16 protein-coding genes, 1 pseudogene and 1 riboswitch are annotated in these 15,836 nt (G+C 70.7%); of the genes and pseudogenes, 11 read left to right on the top strand and 6 right to left on the bottom strand.

Translation table 11 applies throughout. From position 1 onward, the window contains the following. Window positions 1-15: 15 nt before the first annotated feature. The 4 genes and pseudogenes from ASG30_RS10025 to ASG30_RS10010 all read left to right on the top strand — a co-directional run bounded on the left by ASG30_RS10025 (window position 16) and on the right by ASG30_RS10010 (window position 3,919). Window positions 16-847 (top strand): annotated as a pseudogene (locus ASG30_RS10025) (amino acid ABC transporter substrate-binding protein). Between the two features lie 24 nt (window positions 848-871). Continuing rightward, a complete protein-coding gene (locus ASG30_RS10020; RefSeq protein ID WP_055895469.1) occupies window positions 872-1,711 on the top strand; it encodes an FAS1-like dehydratase domain-containing protein in 840 nt (279 codons plus the stop codon). A 22-nt stretch (window positions 1,712-1,733) separates the two neighbouring features. Continuing rightward, window positions 1,734-2,930: a CaiB/BaiF CoA transferase family protein gene (locus tag ASG30_RS10015; RefSeq protein ID WP_055895467.1), complete on the top strand. Its 1,197-nt coding sequence runs from the start codon at window positions 1,734-1,736 to the stop codon at window positions 2,928-2,930. Window positions 2,931-2,950: 20 nt separating this feature from the next. Further along, window positions 2,951-3,919, top strand: a complete 969-nt coding sequence (locus tag ASG30_RS10010) for a tripartite tricarboxylate transporter substrate-binding protein (RefSeq protein WP_055895464.1) — start codon at window positions 2,951-2,953, stop codon at window positions 3,917-3,919. Between the two features lie 35 nt (window positions 3,920-3,954). Here the strand turns inward: ASG30_RS10010 and ASG30_RS10005 are convergent, their stop codons facing one another. After that, window positions 3,955-4,506, bottom strand: a complete 552-nt coding sequence (locus ASG30_RS10005; RefSeq protein WP_082522014.1) for an NYN domain-containing protein — start codon at window positions 4,504-4,506, stop codon at window positions 3,955-3,957. Between the two features lie 274 nt (window positions 4,507-4,780). Between ASG30_RS10005 and ASG30_RS10000 the strand changes: the two genes are divergently transcribed. The 3 genes from ASG30_RS10000 to ASG30_RS09990 all read left to right on the top strand — a co-directional run bounded on the left by ASG30_RS10000 (window position 4,781) and on the right by ASG30_RS09990 (window position 7,298). Continuing rightward, window positions 4,781-5,782 (top strand): hypothetical protein, encoded by a 1,002-nt coding sequence (locus ASG30_RS10000; RefSeq protein ID WP_055895461.1) that lies wholly within the window; start codon window positions 4,781-4,783, stop codon window positions 5,780-5,782. 85 nt (window positions 5,783-5,867) lie between these two features. After that, window positions 5,868-6,038, top strand: a riboswitch (yybP-ykoY riboswitch). A gap of 6 nt (window positions 6,039-6,044) precedes the next feature. Further along, complete coding sequence (locus tag ASG30_RS09995; protein ID WP_055895459.1) at window positions 6,045-6,629, top strand: TMEM165/GDT1 family protein; 585 nt, start codon at window positions 6,045-6,047, stop codon at window positions 6,627-6,629. A gap of 117 nt (window positions 6,630-6,746) precedes the next feature. Further along, complete coding sequence (locus tag ASG30_RS09990) at window positions 6,747-7,298, top strand: hypothetical protein (protein WP_055895457.1); 552 nt, start codon at window positions 6,747-6,749, stop codon at window positions 7,296-7,298. Between the two features lie 25 nt (window positions 7,299-7,323). Here the strand turns inward: ASG30_RS09990 and ASG30_RS09985 are convergent, their stop codons facing one another. After that, window positions 7,324-8,070 carry a GntR family transcriptional regulator gene (locus tag ASG30_RS09985; protein ID WP_055895455.1) on the bottom strand — a complete coding sequence of 249 codons (747 nt, stop codon included), beginning with the start codon at window positions 8,068-8,070 and terminating at the stop codon, window positions 7,324-7,326. A 128-nt stretch (window positions 8,071-8,198) separates the two neighbouring features. On the opposite strand from ASG30_RS09985, the gene ASG30_RS09980 reads away from it, so the two are divergent. The 3 genes from ASG30_RS09980 (at window position 8,199) to ASG30_RS22500 (ending at window position 11,038) form a co-directional block, all read left to right on the top strand. Then, window positions 8,199-9,182 carry a Bug family tripartite tricarboxylate transporter substrate binding protein gene (locus ASG30_RS09980; RefSeq protein ID WP_055895454.1) on the top strand — a complete coding sequence of 328 codons (984 nt, stop codon included), beginning with the start codon at window positions 8,199-8,201 and terminating at the stop codon, window positions 9,180-9,182. A gap of 17 nt (window positions 9,183-9,199) precedes the next feature. Continuing rightward, window positions 9,200-10,369, top strand: coding sequence for an enolase C-terminal domain-like protein (locus ASG30_RS09975; RefSeq protein WP_055895451.1), 1,170 nt, complete (start codon window positions 9,200-9,202; stop codon window positions 10,367-10,369). Between the two features lie 96 nt (window positions 10,370-10,465). Continuing rightward, window positions 10,466-11,038: a DUF4136 domain-containing protein gene (locus tag ASG30_RS22500; RefSeq protein WP_156385479.1), complete on the top strand. Its 573-nt coding sequence runs from the start codon at window positions 10,466-10,468 to the stop codon at window positions 11,036-11,038. 34 nt (window positions 11,039-11,072) lie between these two features. Here the strand turns inward: ASG30_RS22500 and ASG30_RS09965 are convergent, their stop codons facing one another. Genes ASG30_RS09965 through ASG30_RS22110 form a run of 3 tightly spaced genes read right to left on the bottom strand, consistent with a single transcriptional unit; the run spans window position 11,073 to window position 13,284 of the window. Further along, on the bottom strand, window positions 11,073-12,359 hold the full coding sequence (locus ASG30_RS09965; RefSeq protein ID WP_055895446.1) for a c-type cytochrome: 1,287 nt from the start codon (window positions 12,357-12,359) through the stop codon (window positions 11,073-11,075). Further along, window positions 12,356-13,081 carry a c-type cytochrome gene (locus tag ASG30_RS09960; RefSeq protein WP_055895441.1) on the bottom strand — a complete coding sequence of 242 codons (726 nt, stop codon included), beginning with the start codon at window positions 13,079-13,081 and terminating at the stop codon, window positions 12,356-12,358. The genes ASG30_RS09965 and ASG30_RS09960 overlap by 4 nt, the downstream gene beginning before the upstream one ends. A gap of 14 nt (window positions 13,082-13,095) precedes the next feature. Further along, window positions 13,096-13,284 (bottom strand): DUF2970 domain-containing protein, encoded by a 189-nt coding sequence (locus tag ASG30_RS22110; RefSeq protein ID WP_082522012.1) that lies wholly within the window; start codon window positions 13,282-13,284, stop codon window positions 13,096-13,098. A 177-nt stretch (window positions 13,285-13,461) separates the two neighbouring features. On the opposite strand from ASG30_RS22110, the gene ASG30_RS09955 reads away from it, so the two are divergent. Then, window positions 13,462-14,886 carry an aminotransferase-like domain-containing protein gene (locus tag ASG30_RS09955; RefSeq protein ID WP_055895439.1) on the top strand — a complete coding sequence of 475 codons (1,425 nt, stop codon included), beginning with the start codon at window positions 13,462-13,464 and terminating at the stop codon, window positions 14,884-14,886. Here the strand turns inward: ASG30_RS09955 and ASG30_RS09950 are convergent. Then, window positions 14,834-15,832 carry a LysR family transcriptional regulator gene (locus tag ASG30_RS09950; protein ID WP_055895437.1) on the bottom strand — a complete coding sequence of 333 codons (999 nt, stop codon included), beginning with the start codon at window positions 15,830-15,832 and terminating at the stop codon, window positions 14,834-14,836. The two genes, ASG30_RS09955 and ASG30_RS09950, sit on opposite strands and share 53 nt — an antisense overlap. Between the last annotated feature and the right edge of the window lie 4 nt (window positions 15,833-15,836).

Below are 15,836 nucleotides of genomic sequence, written 5' to 3'. Positions count from 1 at the left end.
GCCGCCGCGGCCTCCATGGCCCAGGCCAGCGACACGCTCGCCAAGATCAGGCAGAGCGGCGTCATCAACCTCGGCGGCCGCGAGGCGTCGTTCCCGTTCTCGTACCTGGCGGGCGGTGCAGACCCCGTGGGCTTCTCGGCGGACCTTTGCCTGAAGGTGGTCGACGCCGTGAAGGCCAAGCTCGGCATGCCCGCGCTCAAGGTGCAGTACCACTTCGTCACGCCCACCAACCGCATCCCCCTGGTGCAGAACGGCACCGTGGACCTGGAGTGCAGCACGACGACGAACACGGTCGCGCGGCAGCAGCAGGTCGAGTTCGCGCCCACCCATTTCGTGGCGGGGATCGGTGCCGCGGTGAAGAAAGGCTCGGGCGTGCAGACCTTCGCCGACCTGGAGGGCAAGACCGTGGCGACGGTGGCGGGCAGCACGTCCATCCAGCTGCTGCGCGCGTACCGCCGCTCGGAGAAGAGCGACATCGCCGAGGTGCACGGCAAGGACGTGGCGGACTCGTTCCTGCTGCTGTCGACGGGCCGGGCCGCGGCGCTGATCCTCGACGACGTGCAACTGGCGGCGCGGATCGCGAACTCGACCAACCCGGGCGAGTACACGATCCTGCGCGAGCGCCTGCGCGAGGAGCCTTACGGCTTCATGTACCGCAAGAACGATCCCGAGTTCAAGGCGGTGGTGGACAACACGCTCGCCGACCTGATGAAGTCGGGCGAGGTCGGGGAGATCTACAACAAGTGGTTCACCCGTCCCCGTTCCGCCGAAGAATGTCACGCTGTCCTTTCCGATGACCGACCCGGTGCGCGAGGCCTACCGGAATCCGGGCAACAAGGGTGTCTGAGGCTTCGTATCGGAGGACAGCGACGTGGAAACTTCTGAATGGAACAGGTGGCTCGGCCACACGGTCGAGGCCACCGACGCGATCACGCCCGCGCCCCTGCGGCTGATGGCGGCCACCCTGGACCGCAGTCCCGAGTCGGTGGAGGACGCGCCGCTGCGGCCGCTGTGGCACTGGCTGTACTTCCTGCCCGGCGAGCGGCAGTCCAACATCGGGCCCGACGGCCATCCCCGTCGCGGCGGCTTCCTGCCGCCGGTGAGCCTGCCGCGGCGCATGTGGGCCGGCGGGCGCCTGCAGTTCCTCAAGCCCCTGCTGCCGGGCGCGAAGGTCCGCCGCGTGTCCCGCATCGACGGCATCGAGGCCAAGGAGGGCCGCACCGGCTCGCTGGTCTTCGTCAAGGTGCGCCACGAGATCTCGGACGAAGAGGGCGCCGCCATCGTCGAGGAGCACGACATCGTCTACCGGGACCTGCCTCCTGCCGACGCGCCGGCCGCTGCGGCCAAGGCCGCGCCGGCGGACGAGCAGTTCTCGCGGGAGGTCGTGCCCGATCCGGTGCTGCTGTTCCGCTACTCGGCCCTGACGTTCAACGGCCACCGCATCCACTACGACCGCTCGTACGTCACGCAGGAGGAGGGCTACCCGGGCCTGATCGTGCATGGCCCCCTGATCGCCACGCTCCTGCTGGAGGAGCTGCAGCAGGCCCATCCCTCCCGCCAGGTGGCCGCCTTCGAATTCAAGGCCGTCAGCCCGCTGTTCGACATCGCGCCCTTCACCGTCTGCGGCCGGCTGGACGGGAACGAGGCGCGCCTGTGGGCACGCGGTCCGCAGGGGCAGCTGGCCATGCAGGCGACCGCCCGGCTGGGCTGACCTCCGCATCCAGGAGCACATCGTGAGCAACCTGCCCCTTTCCGGCATCACCGTCGTCACGCTCGAGCACGCCATCGCCGCGCCGTTCTGCACCCGCCAGCTGGCCGACCTGGGCGCGCGGGTGATCAAGGTGGAGCGGCCCGGCAGCGGCGACTTCGCCCGGGCCTACGACGAGCGCGTGCGCGGCCTCGCCTCGCACTTCGTCTGGACCAACCGCTCCAAGGAGAGCATCACGCTGGACGTGAAGAAGCCGCAGGCCGAGCGCATCCTGGACGAGCTGGTCGCGCGTGCCGACGTGCTGGTGCAGAACCTGGCCCCGGGCGCGGCGTCGCGCCTGGGGCTCTCGTACGAGGCGCTCTCGGCGCGCCACCCGCGCCTGATCGTCTGCGACATCTCGGGCTACGGCGACGACCCGCAGGCGCCCGGGCCTTTCCGCGACAAGAAGGCCTACGACCTGCTGATCCAGAGCGAGTCGGGCTTCCTCTCCGTCACCGGCTCGCCGGAGGAGCCGGCCAAGGCGGGCTGCTCGATCGCGGACATCGCCGCCGGCATGTACGCCTACTCCAACATCCTGGCGGCGCTGCTGGAGCGGGGCCGCACCGGGCGCGGCAAGCGCATCGACATCTCCATGCTCGAGAGCATGGTGGAGTGGATGAGCTTCCCGCTCTATTACGCCTTCGACGGCGCCAAGCCGCCGGTGCGCGCGGGCGCGGCGCACGCGACCATCTACCCCTACGGCCCGTTCCCGGCGGGCGACGGCAAGTCCGTCATGCTGGGGCTGCAGAACGAGCGCGAATGGGTGGTGTTCTGCGATCGCGTGCTGCTGCAGCCGGAACTGGCCAAGGATGAGCGCTTCTCCTCCAACACCAGGCGCGTGGCCAACCGGCAGGTGCTGCGCAGCCTGATCGTCGACGCCTTCGCCGCGCTCACGGCCGAGGAGGTGGCGCAGCGCGTGGAAGAGGCGCAGATCGCCAACGCCCGCATCAACGACATGCACGACGTGTGGAACCACGGGCAGCTGCAGGCGCGCTCGCGCTGGACCGAGGTGGACACGCCCGCCGGTGCCGTGCCCGCCCTGCTGCCGCCGGGCGCGCGCACGCCGCAGGAGGTCCGCATGGACGCGGTGCCGGGCCTGGGGCAGCACACCGACGCCATCCTCGCCGAACTTGGCTTTCGCAGCGACGACATCCGCGAGCTGCGCGACAAGCAAGTGATCTGACCCCAAGAAGGAGACTCCCCATGAAACGCCTCTTTGCCTTCTCCGGCGCCGCGCTGCTCGCCCTGGGCGTGTCCGCGCAGGACGCCTTCCCGAGGAAGCCGATCACCATGGTGGTCCCGTTCGCCGCGGGCGGGCCCACCGACGTGGTGACGCGTGCGCTCGGGCAGGCGATGACGGCCAGCCTGGGCCAGCCCGTGGTCGTGGAGAACAAGCTGGGGGCCGGCGGCACGGTGGCGGCCGCGCACGTGGCGCGGGCCGCGCCGGACGGCTACACGCTGCTGATCCACCACAACGGCATGGCCACCGCGCCGGCGCTCTACCGCAAGCTGCAGTACACGCCGCTGAACGACTTCGAGTTCGTCAGCCAGGTCATCGACGTGCCGATGACGCTGATCGGCCGCAAGGACCTGCCGGCCGCCAACCTGCAGGAACTGATCGCCTACCTGAAGGCGAACACGGCCAAGGTCAACGTGGCGCACGCCGGCCTGGGCGCGGTCTCGCACCTGTGCAGCCTGCTGTTCCGACAGGCCGTCGGCCTGGAGTTGCAGACCGTGCCGTACCAGGGCACGGGCCCGGCGCTGAACGCGCTGCTCGGCGGGCAGGTGGACCTGCTGTGCGACCAGACGACCAGCACCACGTCGCACATCAAGGCAGGGTCGGTGAAGCTCTACGGCGTGACGACGACGCAGCGGATCGCCGCCATGCCCGAGGTCCCCACCCTGGCCGAGCAGGGCCTGAAGGGCTTCCAGATGGTGGTCTGGCACGGCATCTACGCGCCCAAGGGCACGCCGCCCGCGGTGGTGCAGAAGGTGAACGCCGCGGTCCGCGCCGCCCTGAAGGACCCCGCGTTCCAGCAGCGCATGAAGGACCTGGGCGCGGAGATCGTGCCCGAGGCCAAGCAGTCGCCCGACGGCCTGAAGACCTGGCTCAAGACCGAGACCGACCGGCTGGGTCCGGTCATCCGTGCCGCCGGCGCTTACGCCGACTGAGCAACGGCGGGGGTGCGGGCCCGGGCCGCACCGGCTCAGGCTGCCGGCTGTTCAACGGGACGGGTGCCGAGGTCCTCGTAGTAGCGGAACCCGTGGCAGCTCGTGGCCCAGTGGCGGTTGGTCGCCTTGCGGGTGCCCACGCCGATGAGCGTGCGGCCGGCGGCCTTGATCTTCTGCGACACCGGAACGAAGTCGCTGTCGCCGCCCACGATGATCACCGTGCCGATGTGGCCGAAGCGCCAGATGTCCTCGGTGGCGTCCAGGCACAGCCTGATGTCGGCGCCGTTCTTGGCCGTGCCGCCGGGCGGGAAGAGCTGGATCAGCTCCACCGCGTTCTGCAGCAGCACGTCGCGGTAGCGCCCGAAGAACTGCCAGTTGCAATAGGCCCGGTTGATCGCGAGCGGACCGAAGGTCGAGGCCAGGTCGATGATCGCCTGCACGTCCACCAGCGGCTCCTGCGGCTTGAAGCGGAAGTCGCCGCGCGCGTAGGCGCCCGGCTCCCGCTCCTCGCACAGCCCGGCATGGATGTTCTCGAAATCCCAGTACAGGGCCACGGTGCGGCTGTCGGCCGCGTCGGTCTTGGGCATGGAAGGCACTCCTGCTGCGGATCGTAACCAGCGCAGCCGGCGGAATTTCCCCATTGGGTGGGGCATTTGCCCCACTTCCCCGGGCACCGGGATGAAGCGCACGGAAACGCGTCCGTTGCCCGTTGCGCATGACCCGACAAAGCGGACGGATGGGGTTGCGGGCGGGGGAACGGGCATGGGGCGTGCGATGCACCAGTTCCGCCACCTCCGTCGCACGGCGCGGTGGAGGTGAGGTCGTGCCCATCCACCGAGTCCATCCAAAGGAGTCCCACCCATGAGAATCGCCACCAGGCGTTGCGGCCCCCACGCCGCGGCCGCCGCCCTCGCAGCTTGCCTGTTCGCACTGGCCTCGCCCCAGGCCGAGGCCTCCTCGTCCAAGTTCTGCGAAGGCGGAGGCTTCTCGATCCTCCGCGCCGACGGAACGCTGGTCACGCGGGGCGACCGCGAAGTCCGCATCGCGGCCGCGACCCTGGGCTCCAGCTTCATCGTCAAGGGCCGCTACGTGCAGTTCCGGGTCGACATGTCCACCTTCGGCATCCGCGACTACCGGTTCCTCGCCTCCAACGCCCCCGGCACGCAGACGGCAGGCGGCGACGCACCGGTCTTCGAGAGCAAGATCCCGGACCACCGCGGACTCGTGCTCGCCAGCCCGGTCTCGGTGGAACTCGACGAAGAGGAGATCGTCCTGATGCGCACGGGCACCGGCGTGAGCATGAAGATCCAGGCCAAGGACTGCACCCAGGGCGGCCTGTTCCAGATGGAGCCCGAGCGCGGCGACGGCACGGTGACGCGCATCACGCACGTGCTGGCCGTGGGCACCTTCTACTTCGACAACCCGAACTTCCGCGCCCGCGAAGGCGACATCGTGCCCTTCCGCCCGAGCGACCCGACCCGCAACCAGGACATCGAGGTCACGCCGCGCATCAACTGGGCCAACGACCTGTCGCGCGCCTTCGTGGGACGCGACAGCCCGCAGGTCGCCACCCGCATCCTCCCCGTGGGCTGCGACAACCAGATCCGCACGCGCACCGGTGAGTTCGTGACCGTGCGGCACTGCGGCCGGGTGTCGGTCTGGGACGTGGCCAGCGGCGGGCGCATGGGCATGGTGACCGGCGAGGACGCCACGGAGGTCGCGCCGCCAGCCACGGCCTGCACGCAGAACTGCCAGGCGCAGAACCGCGTGCGGGGCGGGGCGGTCGTGTTGCGCCATCCGTTCCCGGTGCCCTTCGACGTGCGGCTGCAGCCGGCCTTCCCGCCCGGGTTCCAGGCGCCCTGAGGGCGCAGCGGGCGGCTCCTTCGAAGGGGGCCGCCCATTTCCCCGGGGATCATGGCGGGCTCAGCGCATCGCTTATGATCCCGCCTCGCCCGTCATTGGGGAGTAGCCGCCTCGCACCGCGAGGGCTTGCGTCAACACACTTGGCCTGTCCGGCCATGGCGCAGGCAGCTGTCACAGCCTGGCAAGACCTTTGACTGCGTGTCCTCCGGTATGGCCAGGGAGGCGCGCAGTCATCCGTCTTTCCTGGCCTCGGACTCTCCTCGTGGAAGCCTTCCTTGCATCGCTCGCGATGGTCACCGTCGCCGAGATGGGCGACAAGACCCAGCTGCTCTCCTTCGTCCTCGCGGCCCGCTTTCGCGGCCGGCCCTGGGCGATCATTTCCGGCATCTTCGCGGCCACCATCGCCAACCATTTCGTGGCGGCCTGGGTCGGCGACTGGGTCGCGGCCCACGTCGCCCCCGACGTGATGCGCTGGGTCCTGGGCCTGGGCTTCCTGGCATTCGCCGGCTGGGCCCTCATCCCGGACAAGCTGGACGAGCGGGACACCCGGCAGACCGGCCTCGCGGGGGCCTTCGCGACCGCGCTGGTCGCCTTCTTCCTCGCCGAGATGGGCGACAAGACGCAACTGGCCACGGTGGCGCTGGGCGCCAAGTACGCCAGCCTCGCGGCGGTGGTGGTCGGCACCACGCTCGGGATGATGGTCGCCAACGTGCCGGCCGTGCTCCTGGGCGAACGCCTGGCCCGCCATGTGCCATTGGCGAAGATGAGGTTCGTCGCCGCCGCGCTGTTCGCGCTGTTCGGCCTCCTGATCCTGCTGAAGGTGAACCTGGGGCTGGGCCTGGCCTGAACCTGCTCGTCGGTCGGTCGTTCGCCACGGCCGTGTTGCCCGGCGCAGGCCTGTCGATGTACCGTGCGCGGGCGGGAACGCCCGCTGTCCGTGGCCCTGCGATCGGAAGGAGATGCGATGACCTCCCGGCTCGAATCGTTTGCCCGTGCCGCATGGCCGGTGGTGATGTCCCTGGCCCTGGCGCCGTCCGCGGCGCCGGCTTCGCAGACCGCGCGGGAACAGGCCGCGAAGGAGCTGGCGCGAAAGACGCCGGCGGGCAGCGTGCAGGCCTGCTCGCTGATCACGCGCGCCGACGTGCAGAAGGCGACCGGCCGCGATCCCTACGTCGACCCGGAGCCCGCCGGCCAGGGCGGCTGGATCTGCAACGTCGGCAGCGGTGAACTCAAGGTGTATTCGGGCCCGAAGTCGTGGGAGGCCTGGGAGTCCACCCTCAAGGGCTTCAAGAAGGACAAGGAGCCGCAGACGCCGGCTTCCGGGTTCGGCGAGCGCGCGTACTTCCTCTACCCCAAGCCGGACAACAAGCACCAGAACAACGTGGCTTTCCTGGTGGTGAAGGCGGGCGACCGCACGCTCGCGCTGTCGCTCGACGCGCCCGAGGGCAAGCCCGGCGAGTCGATGCGGCCGGCGCTCGAATCGCTGATGAAGACCATCCTCGCCCGCCTGCCTTGATTCGGGCCGCGGTCGACGTGCGCCGCTAGGCCCGCGATTGCGCCGCGCCACTCCTGACCAGCGTCGTCGTCATCGAGTAGCGGTTCTCCGGGTACAGCGACCGGGTCACGACGACCAGGTGGCGTGCTGCATCCCGGTAGTGCCGCAGCACCCGCAGCGCCGGCGTTCCCTTGGCCACCCCCAGCGGCTGCGACATCTCCTGGCTGATCGCGCACGAGGACACGGTCTGCTCCACCGTCTCGATGCGGCGGCCGAACATCGCCTCGATCAGGTCGACCAGCAGCATGCCGGGCTGCTGCTCGGCCATGTCGCGCACCTGCCGGTAGTGGGGCTCCACGTAGGCATCGGTCCACCCCAGCGGGCGTGGCTTGCCCGCTTCGCGGCGCACCATCGCCAGGTGGTACCAGCGAGAGCCGGGCGGGCAGCGCAGGCCCTTGGCCATCGCGGCGTCCAGCACCACGTCGTCGGCGGCCAGGATCTCGCGCTGGGCCGTGCTGGCCAGGGTCACCAGCCCGTCCAGGGAGGAGAGCGACTGCGTGAAGGTGGCGGCGCCGCCAGGCAGCGCCTCCACCAGCGTGCCGCGGTTGCGCCGGCGCGAGATCAGGCCGCGCGCCTGCAGCTGCTGCAGGGCCATGCGCACGGTGTTGCGGCTGGTGCGGTAGGTCGCCATCAGGGCCAGCTCGGTCGGCAGCAGGGTGCCCACGGGCAGCACGCCCGAGCTGATCTTCCTGAGCAGGTCCTCTGAAATCTGCTGGTACAGGGCAAGCGCCACGCGCGGGTCTCCCGAGATATGTTCCCGATATGTTCATCGTATATGTACGGACATATCGATGGTCAGGACAAATCTACCATGGGCGCATCCCCGGACGCCGTCCGCACCCACCCCCGAAGGACCCCTCGATGCACCGCAGAAGCCTGATCTCCGCCCTGGCCGCCGCCGCCGTGGCCGCCATCGCCCCCACCGCCTGGGCGCAGGCGCGCCCGGCGGGGTATCCCACCAAGCCCGTCACCATCATCGTGCCCTTCACCGCGGGGCAGAGCGGGGACGTGCTGGCGCGCGTGTTGGGCGAGCCGCTGTCCAAGCTTTGGGGCCAGACTCTGGTGGTCGACAACAAGGGCGGCGCCGGTGGCACGCTCGGCAGCCGCGCGGCGGCGGCGGCACCGGCGGACGGCTACACGCTGCTGCTGGGCTCCAGCGGTCCGCTGGCTTCGGCCCCCAACCTGTACGCCAACACCGGCTACAACCCGCGCGAACTCACGCCCATCATGAACGTGGCCGGCGTGGCCCAGGCGCTGGTGGTGCCGGCCAACTCGCCCCACAAGACCGTGGCCGACCTGCTGGCCGCGGCCAAGGCCTCGCCGGCCAAACTGAGCTACGGCTCCGGCGGCGTCGGATCCTTCCAGCACCTGACGTTCGAGCTGCTCAAGCAGCGCACCGGCGTGCAGGTCACGCACGTGCCGTACCGCGGCAGCGCGCCGGCCTATACCGACCTCATCGGCGGCCAGCTCGACGCCATGTTCGACTCGCTGCCGGCCGTGCTGCCGCATGCCAAGGCCGGCAAGGTGCGCGTGCTGGCCGTGTCCACCGCGCGCCGCGTGCCGCAGCTGCCCGAGGTGCCGACCGTGGCCGAAAGCGGCGTGGCCGGATTCGACGCGCTCGGCTGGCTGGGCATCGTCGCGCCCAAGGGCGTGGACCCGGCCGTGCGCGATCGCCTGAACGCGGACCTGAAGACCGTGCTGGCCGACGAGGCGGTGAAGACCCGCCTGACCAACCTGGGCATGATCATCATCGGCAGCTCGGCGCCCGAGTTCGGCAAGTTCATCGACGCCGAGCTCACCAAGTGGGGCTCCGTCATCAAGACCGCCAACATCGTGGCCGAGTGAACGAGGCGGCAACTCCCATGCGCATCACCGAAGTCCGCGAGCTGGCGGTCCAGCTCGAAGGCGGCGTCGCCAACGCCGTCGTCAATTTCTCGGAGCACACCGTCTCGCTGGTGGCCGTCGTCACGGACGTGGTCCGTGGCGGCAGGCCCGTCGTCGGACTGGGCTTCAACTCGATCGGCCGCTTCGCCCAGAGCGGCATCATCCGCGACCGCATGATCCCGCGGCTGCTGTCGGCGCCGCCCGCTTCGCTGCTGGCCGAGGGCGGCGAGCGCTTCGACGCGGCCCAGGTGCTGGCCACGATCATGCGCAACGAGAAGCCCGGCGGGCACGGCGACCGCGCCGGCGCCGCCGCGGCGATCGAACACGCCATCTGGGACCTCAACGCCAAGCTGGCGGACGAGCCTGCGTACGCCACCATCGCCCGCGCCTTCGGGCGCGAGCCGGTGGCCACGCCGGTGGAGGTCTACACGGGCGGGGGCTACTACTACGCCCCCGGCACCGGCCAGACCCTGCGCGACGAGTTCCTGCGCTACCGCGAGATGGGGTTCGAGAGCTTCAAGATGAAGATCGGCGGCGCTCCGCTGGCCGAGGACATGAAGCGCGTCGAGCAGGCCCTGCAGGTCGCCGGCGGCGGCGCCCACCTGATGGTGGACGCCAACGGCCGCTTCGACCTGCCGACGGCGCTGGCCTATGCGAAGGAACTCCAGCCGCTGGACCTGCGCTGGTTCGAGGAGATCGGCGATCCGCTGGACTACCAGCTCAATCGCGAGGTGATCGAGGCCTACGGCGGCGCCGTGGCCACCGGCGAGAACCTGTTCTCCGCGATCGACACGCTGAACCTGGTGCGCTTCGGCGGCATGCGCCCCCGGCGCGACATCTTCCAGATGGACGGCGGCCTGAGCTACGGCATCACGGAATACGCCCGGATGATCCAGGTGCTGGAGTCGCACGGGTTCGACCGCCGGCAGGCGGTGCCGCACGGCGGCCACCTGATCAACCTGCACGCGGTGGTCGGGCTGGGGCTGGGCGCGTGCGAGGCCTACCCCGGCGTGTTCCAGCCTTTCGGCGGCTACTCCAAGGAGTGCGAGATCCGCAACGCCAAGGTGCGACCCAGCGATGCGCCGGGCTTCGGGCTGGAGCAGAAGGCGGAACTCGCTCCGTTCATCCGGCAGCTGACAGGCCACTGAAGGGCAGGGGCCGGGGTTCCGGGTCAGCCGGGCCCTCTCGAACGCAGCGGCTGCGGTCCTACACCGCGCCCGCCGGCCCGGCGGGACCATGCGGCCATGAGCCCGTTGCGACATCGCCTCGTGCTGGCCCTGTCCGGGGCCGCGCTCCTCGTGGCCTGCGTCAGCACGCCGCCGCAGGCGACGGTGCAGGTCTTCACCGGCCAGCCCCAGCTGCCGCCCGGAACCACCTACCGCTTCGAGCGGCTGCCGTTGCAGGCCGGCCAGCCCGGCCAGGACCAGCTGGAGGCGGCGGCCGATGCGCTGCTGGCCCGCACCGGGCTGCGGCGCGACGACGCCGCCCCGCGCCTGTCCGTGCAGCTCGCCGCCACCCAGGAGATGGTGGCCGGGCCGGGCTGGGGCTCCTCGGTGGGCGTGGGCATCGGCGGCGGCGGCCGGGGTGGCGGCATCGGCATCGGGCTGGGCTTTCCGCTCGGCGGTTATGCCGCGCAGGGTTCGCAGCGCGTGGACGTCCTGATGCGCGACCTGTCCAGCGGGCAGGTGGTCTTCCAGTCGCAGGCCAGCGGCGCGGGCGCCCGCGCGGTGTTGCTGCTGGAAGCGGCGCTGCGCGATTTCCCCAACGCGCCGGCTGGCATGAGGCAACTACCGCTGGCGGATGCGGCGGGGCGGTGAGGCCCACTGCCGCCGGCGTGGCGGTCCCGGCGGATCACTTGATGCGGTAGACGTCGAAGGGCGAGACCGCTGAAGCCGAGTTGCCCCAGGACTGCCGCACGAAGGTGGTCACGGCGGCGATGTCGTCGTCGCCCAGGACCTGGACAAACGGCGGCATCCCGAAGGGCTGCGGGTTGCCGGCGGTGCTGGGCGCGAACCCGCCGTTGCGGATGACCTGCACCAGGTTGTGGTGAGCGTCCAGGACCACCGCGCGGTTGCCTGCCAGCGCCGGATAGATCGAAGGGGCTCCTTCGCCATTCGCACCGTGGCACGAGGCGCAGTGCTGCTCGTACAGCTTTCCGCCGCGTGCCAGCACCTCGGCCGATGCCCGCGCGCCGCCTTTCGGTCCGCCCTCACGCACGGGAAGGGAGCCGAGGTACTCCGCCATGGCGTCGAGGTCTTCGTCCGCCAGGTGCTGCGTGCTGCTGGAGACAACCTCGGCCATGGGGCCGGAGGCGGTGGCGTGGGCCGAAGCGCCGTCCTTCAGCAGCTTGACGACCTGCTCGCGGGACCAGCCCTGCACACCGGCTTCGCCCGGGCTGGCGAGCGAGGGCGCGTACCAGGCCCCATCGGGCATCAGGCCGCCGGCGAATTCGGCGTTCAGGCCCGTGCCGCCCATCACGTTGCGGGTCGAGTGGCAGGCCGCGCAATGGCCCAGGCCCTGGACCAGGTACCTGCCCCGGTTCCATTGGGCGGTCTGGTTCTGCTGCGCGACGAACTCCTCGGGCCGGAAGAAAAGCGCACGCCACACGACGAGCGCGGCCTGGGTGTTGAATGGGAATGCGAGCGCGTGCGGCTTGTTCTCCTGCTGGACCGGGGCGACGCTTCGCAGGTACGCGTGAAGGGCGTCCGAGTCCTCGCGCGTCACGGAGGTGAAGCTCGGGTAGGGGAAGGCGGGGTACAGCAGGCGGCCGTCCCTGGAGCGGCCGTGGTGCATCGCCCGCCAGAACTCGGCGGCCGACCACGAGCCGATGCCCGTCGTGGCGTCCGGCGTGATGTTCGATGCGAACACCCTGCCGAAGGGCGTCTCGATGCCGCGGCCGCCGGCGAATTCGGCGCCGCCCGCGGTCGTGTGGCAGCCCATGCAGTTGCCGGCCCGCGCCAGGTAGGCGCCCCGTTCGATGAGGGCACCCGTGGCGTTCACCGGGGCGCCGGCCGGCTCCAGCGGCTCCTCGGCCGCGACGTTGAGCCAGGCCACCAGGGCGGCCAGCAGCAGGAGCAGCGCAGCGACGACGGCGAGCCACCGGGTCCGGCGCGGGCGTGCGGTCAGCGTGTTCGTCATTCACCGCTCCCGCAACGGACGGGCAGGTCTGCTCCGGAGGCAGGCGCGGGCTTCACGCCCGCTGGCAGTGTCTGGGCCGAGAGCCAGCGGGAGACGATGCTGATCTCCTCCGGTGCCAGGCGACTCGCCACCTCGGCCATGCAGTCGGGCGCTTTTGCCTTTCGCTGGCCGGTGCGCCACGCACCGAACTGCGCCACCAGGTAGTCGGCGGGCAGGGTGAGCAAGCCCGGCATTGCGGGCAGCCGCCCGGCCATCTGCGCGCCGTGGCAGGAGACGCAGGCCGGAACCTGGCGTTCAGGGGCGCCCTTGAACACCAGGGTCTCGGCCACGCGCGTCTGCTCGGGCGTCAGCGTCGGCGGCTGCGCCGGCGGGTAGGGCAGGTCCAGCTCGGAGAAGTGCTTCGCGATGGCGCGCAGGTAGTCGTCCGACATGTGCTGCACCAGGTGGTTCATGGCCTCGTAGCGGCGCAGGCCCGACTTGAAGTTCTGGAGCTGGTGGTAGAGATAGTCCGCCGGCTTGCCGGCGATGCGGGGGAAGTAGCCCTGGTTGGTCGCGCGGCCTTCCTTGCCGTGGCAGACCACGCAGGCCTGCATGCGCTGCGCCATGGTGTTCTCGACGCGGGGGCCCGCACCGGGCGGGCGGGGCGCGTCCTCCGCCCAGGCCGGCGGCAGGCTGGCCAGGGCGGCCAGCGCGAAGCCGCGCAAGCTTCTTCGAAGCGACATCCGCGATCCCTCGCTCACTGCAGGGTGCTGACGGCGAACGTCGCCAGCCCCCAGAGGCCCAGCCCCAGGACCAACAGCAGGAACAGGAAGGTGGCGACCAGCGCCAGGGGCTTGACGCCCGAGAAGTCATCCGCGGCCGCCGAGCGGCCCCGGATACCCAGCATCGCCCAAAGCACCATCCGGAAATAAGCAAGCAGTCTCATACAGCACCTCGCCTGCACTTTGCCAGCGGACCTGCTCCGGTTGAAGACTCAAAATCGTCAAAAAAAGCCGTATCAGATGGCCTGCTACAGGGGCATCCGCAGCGAAACGCGCCGAATCAGTACAGTTGCGCGAGCCCCTGAGGGTCACCGGATCAGATCGACCCCCGGGGAAGAACCATGAAGCGCTACGAAGCCCTGGCACACGACATCGCCGAATCCATCGCCAGCGGCGGGCTGCAGCCGGGCGACCGGCTTCCTTCGGTGCGCGACACCAGCCGGAGCCGCGGGGTCAGCCCGGCCACGGTGTTCGAGGCCTACTACCTGCTGGAGGCGCGCGGGCTGGTCGAGGCCCGGCCGCGCTCGGGCTATTTCGTCAGCCACGTCAGCCCGAAGCAGGGCGAACCGGCGCCTTCGCAACCCGCCTCCGAAGAGCGCCAGGTCGAAGTCTCGGAACTCGTCTTCCAGGTGCTCGGCCACGCGCGCGATCGCGCGCTGGTGCCGCTGGGGTCGGCCTTTCCCAGCCCCACGCTGTTTCCCCTGCCCAAGCTCGCGCTGGCGCTGGGCAAGGCGGCGCGCGGCCTGGACCCCTGGCGCACGGTGGAGGACCTGTCGCCCGGCAGCGCCACCCTGCGCCGGCAGATCGGCCTGCGCTACCTGGCCATGGGCTGCGGCGTCGATGCCCAGGAGATCATCATCACCAACGGCGCGATGGAGGCCCTGAACCTCTGCCTGGAGACGGTGACGGGTCCGGGCGACCTGGTGGCGGTGGAGTCACCGACCTTCTACGCCGCCCTGCAGGCGCTGGAGCGCCTGAACCTGCGCGCCGTGGAAGTCGCCACCCATCCCCGCACCGGGGTGGACGTGCCCTCCTTGGCCGCCGTGCTGGAGCGGCATCCGGTGAAGGCCTGCTGGCTGATGCCGAACTTCCAGAACCCGCTGGGCAGCCTCATGCCCGACGCGAGCAAGCAGGAACTCGTGGCCCTGCTGGCGCGGCACGAGGTCCCTCTCATCGAGGACGACGTCTACGGCGAGCTGTACTTCGGCACGCACAAGCCGCGGCCGGCCAAGGCCTGGGACCGCCAGGGCCTGGTGATGCACTGCAGCTCGTTCTCCAAGACGCTGGCCCCGGGGTACCGGGTCGGGTGGGCGGCCGCGGGAAGATTCGCCACCGCCGTGGCCAAGCGAAAGCTGATGAGCTCCCTGGCCGCATCCGTGCCCTCGCAGGAAGGGCTCTCCGAGTACCTGAGGCACGGCGGCTACGACCGGCACCTGCGCCAGCTGCGGCAGGCCCTGGCGGAGCAGAGGCGGGTGGTGTTGCGCGCGATCACCAAATGCTTTCCGCCCGGCACCAGGGCCACGCAACCGGAAGGCGGGTACTTCGTGTGGGTCGAACTGCCGGCAGCCGTCGACGCTCTCGAACTGCACCGGCTCTGCCTCTCGCACGACATCAGCATCGCCCCGGGGCACCTGTTTTCGGCCGACCGCCGCTTCTCGCACCACCTGCGCATCAACTACGGGCACCCGGACAACCCGCGGGTGGAGGCGGCCCTCAGGACGGTGGGCCAGATGGCCCGGACGCTGGTGGATCGGCCCCTTCGATGAGGTCCACCGAATGCAGCACCCGGCGCAGCTCCGGATCGTCCGAGTCCAGCCAGGTCGGCAGCTGGCCGAGGAAGTGGGCGATGAACCGCGCCGCTGCATGCGAGGGCGCCTCCTGCACCCGGCGCACGATGCCCACGACGTTGCTGCGGAAGCGCTCGCGCAGCTGCAGCGTGACCAGCGTGTGGCGCAGCGCGTCGGTCTCCACCAGCGGCCAGGGGCAGAAGGTGAGCATGTCGGTCTTGCGCACCAGGCCCAGCATCAGCGAGGCCGAGTGCGCGAGCTGGATGCGGTGCACGGGTGCCTGCAGGCCGTGCTGGCCGAAGAGGTTGTCCAGGAGGCTGGTGCTTTCGCCGGGCGTGAAGTTGAGCACCCAGTCGTCCTGCAGCAGCTCGGCCATCGACTGTGCGCCGGCCCGGGGGTGGCCGCGGCGCGCCACCACCGTCATGTCGTAGCGGAACAGCGGCTGCGCCTGCAGGCCCTGCATGGCTTCCTCGGGGCCGATGCGGCCGATCATCAGGTCCAGGCTGCCCTCGCGAAGCTTGGGATAGCTGAGCGCGGACAGGCCGTCGAACATCTCCAGCTGCACGTGCGGCAGTTCTTCCCGGAACGGCGGCAGCACGCGCGGCAGCAGCGTCTGCGCCACCCAGGGCGTGATGCCCAGGGCCAGGCGCTGGCCGGCCCCGGCGTCGCGGTGGCGCGTGAGCGTGTCCTCGGCCTGGCGCAGCTGGGCCAGCACGCGCTGCGCATGCTCGAGCAGCTCCAGCCCGGCGGGCGTGAAGGCGATCCCGCCGCCGTGGCGCGTGAAGAGCGCGACGCGCGCATGGGCCTCCAGTTCGCGCAGGCCCTGCGTGACCGTGGCCTGGGTGACGCCCAGCGAGCGCCCGGCCGCGCGGATGCCGCCTTCCGACGCGACGGCGGCGAGGTAGCGCAGCTGGTGGAGCTTCATGGCC

Source organism: Ramlibacter sp. Leaf400, from assembly GCF_001424545.1.
Taxonomy (GTDB): domain Bacteria; phylum Pseudomonadota; class Gammaproteobacteria; order Burkholderiales; family Burkholderiaceae_C; genus Ramlibacter.
This window is presented reverse-complemented; position numbering and strand designations above follow the sequence as displayed.

What these genes read in the sequence shown, in the direction of transcription:
- ASG30_RS10010 (WP_055895464.1), top strand. Translation starts at nt 2,951, where the DNA reads ATGAAACGCCTCTTTGCCTTCTCCGGCGCCGCGCTGCTCGCCCTGGGC.
- ASG30_RS10005 (WP_082522014.1), bottom strand. Translation starts at nt 4,506, where the DNA reads ATGCCCAAGACCGACGCGGCCGACAGCCGCACCGTGGCCCTGTACTGG.
- ASG30_RS10000 (WP_055895461.1), top strand. Translation starts at nt 4,781, where the DNA reads ATGAGAATCGCCACCAGGCGTTGCGGCCCCCACGCCGCGGCCGCCGCC.
- ASG30_RS09990 (WP_055895457.1), top strand. Translation starts at nt 6,747, where the DNA reads ATGACCTCCCGGCTCGAATCGTTTGCCCGTGCCGCATGGCCGGTGGTG.
- ASG30_RS09980 (WP_055895454.1), top strand. Translation starts at nt 8,199, where the DNA reads ATGCACCGCAGAAGCCTGATCTCCGCCCTGGCCGCCGCCGCCGTGGCC.
- ASG30_RS09975 (WP_055895451.1), top strand. Translation starts at nt 9,200, where the DNA reads ATGCGCATCACCGAAGTCCGCGAGCTGGCGGTCCAGCTCGAAGGCGGC.
- ASG30_RS22500 (WP_156385479.1), top strand. Translation starts at nt 10,466, where the DNA reads ATGAGCCCGTTGCGACATCGCCTCGTGCTGGCCCTGTCCGGGGCCGCG.
- ASG30_RS09965 (WP_055895446.1), bottom strand. Translation starts at nt 12,359, where the DNA reads ATGACGAACACGCTGACCGCACGCCCGCGCCGGACCCGGTGGCTCGCC.
- ASG30_RS09960 (WP_055895441.1), bottom strand. Translation starts at nt 13,081, where the DNA reads ATGTCGCTTCGAAGAAGCTTGCGCGGCTTCGCGCTGGCCGCCCTGGCC.
- ASG30_RS22110 (WP_082522012.1), bottom strand. Translation starts at nt 13,284, where the DNA reads ATGAGACTGCTTGCTTATTTCCGGATGGTGCTTTGGGCGATGCTGGGT.
- ASG30_RS09955 (WP_055895439.1), top strand. Translation starts at nt 13,462, where the DNA reads ATGAAGCGCTACGAAGCCCTGGCACACGACATCGCCGAATCCATCGCC.
- ASG30_RS09950 (WP_055895437.1), bottom strand. Translation starts at nt 15,832, where the DNA reads ATGAAGCTCCACCAGCTGCGCTACCTCGCCGCCGTCGCGTCGGAAGGC.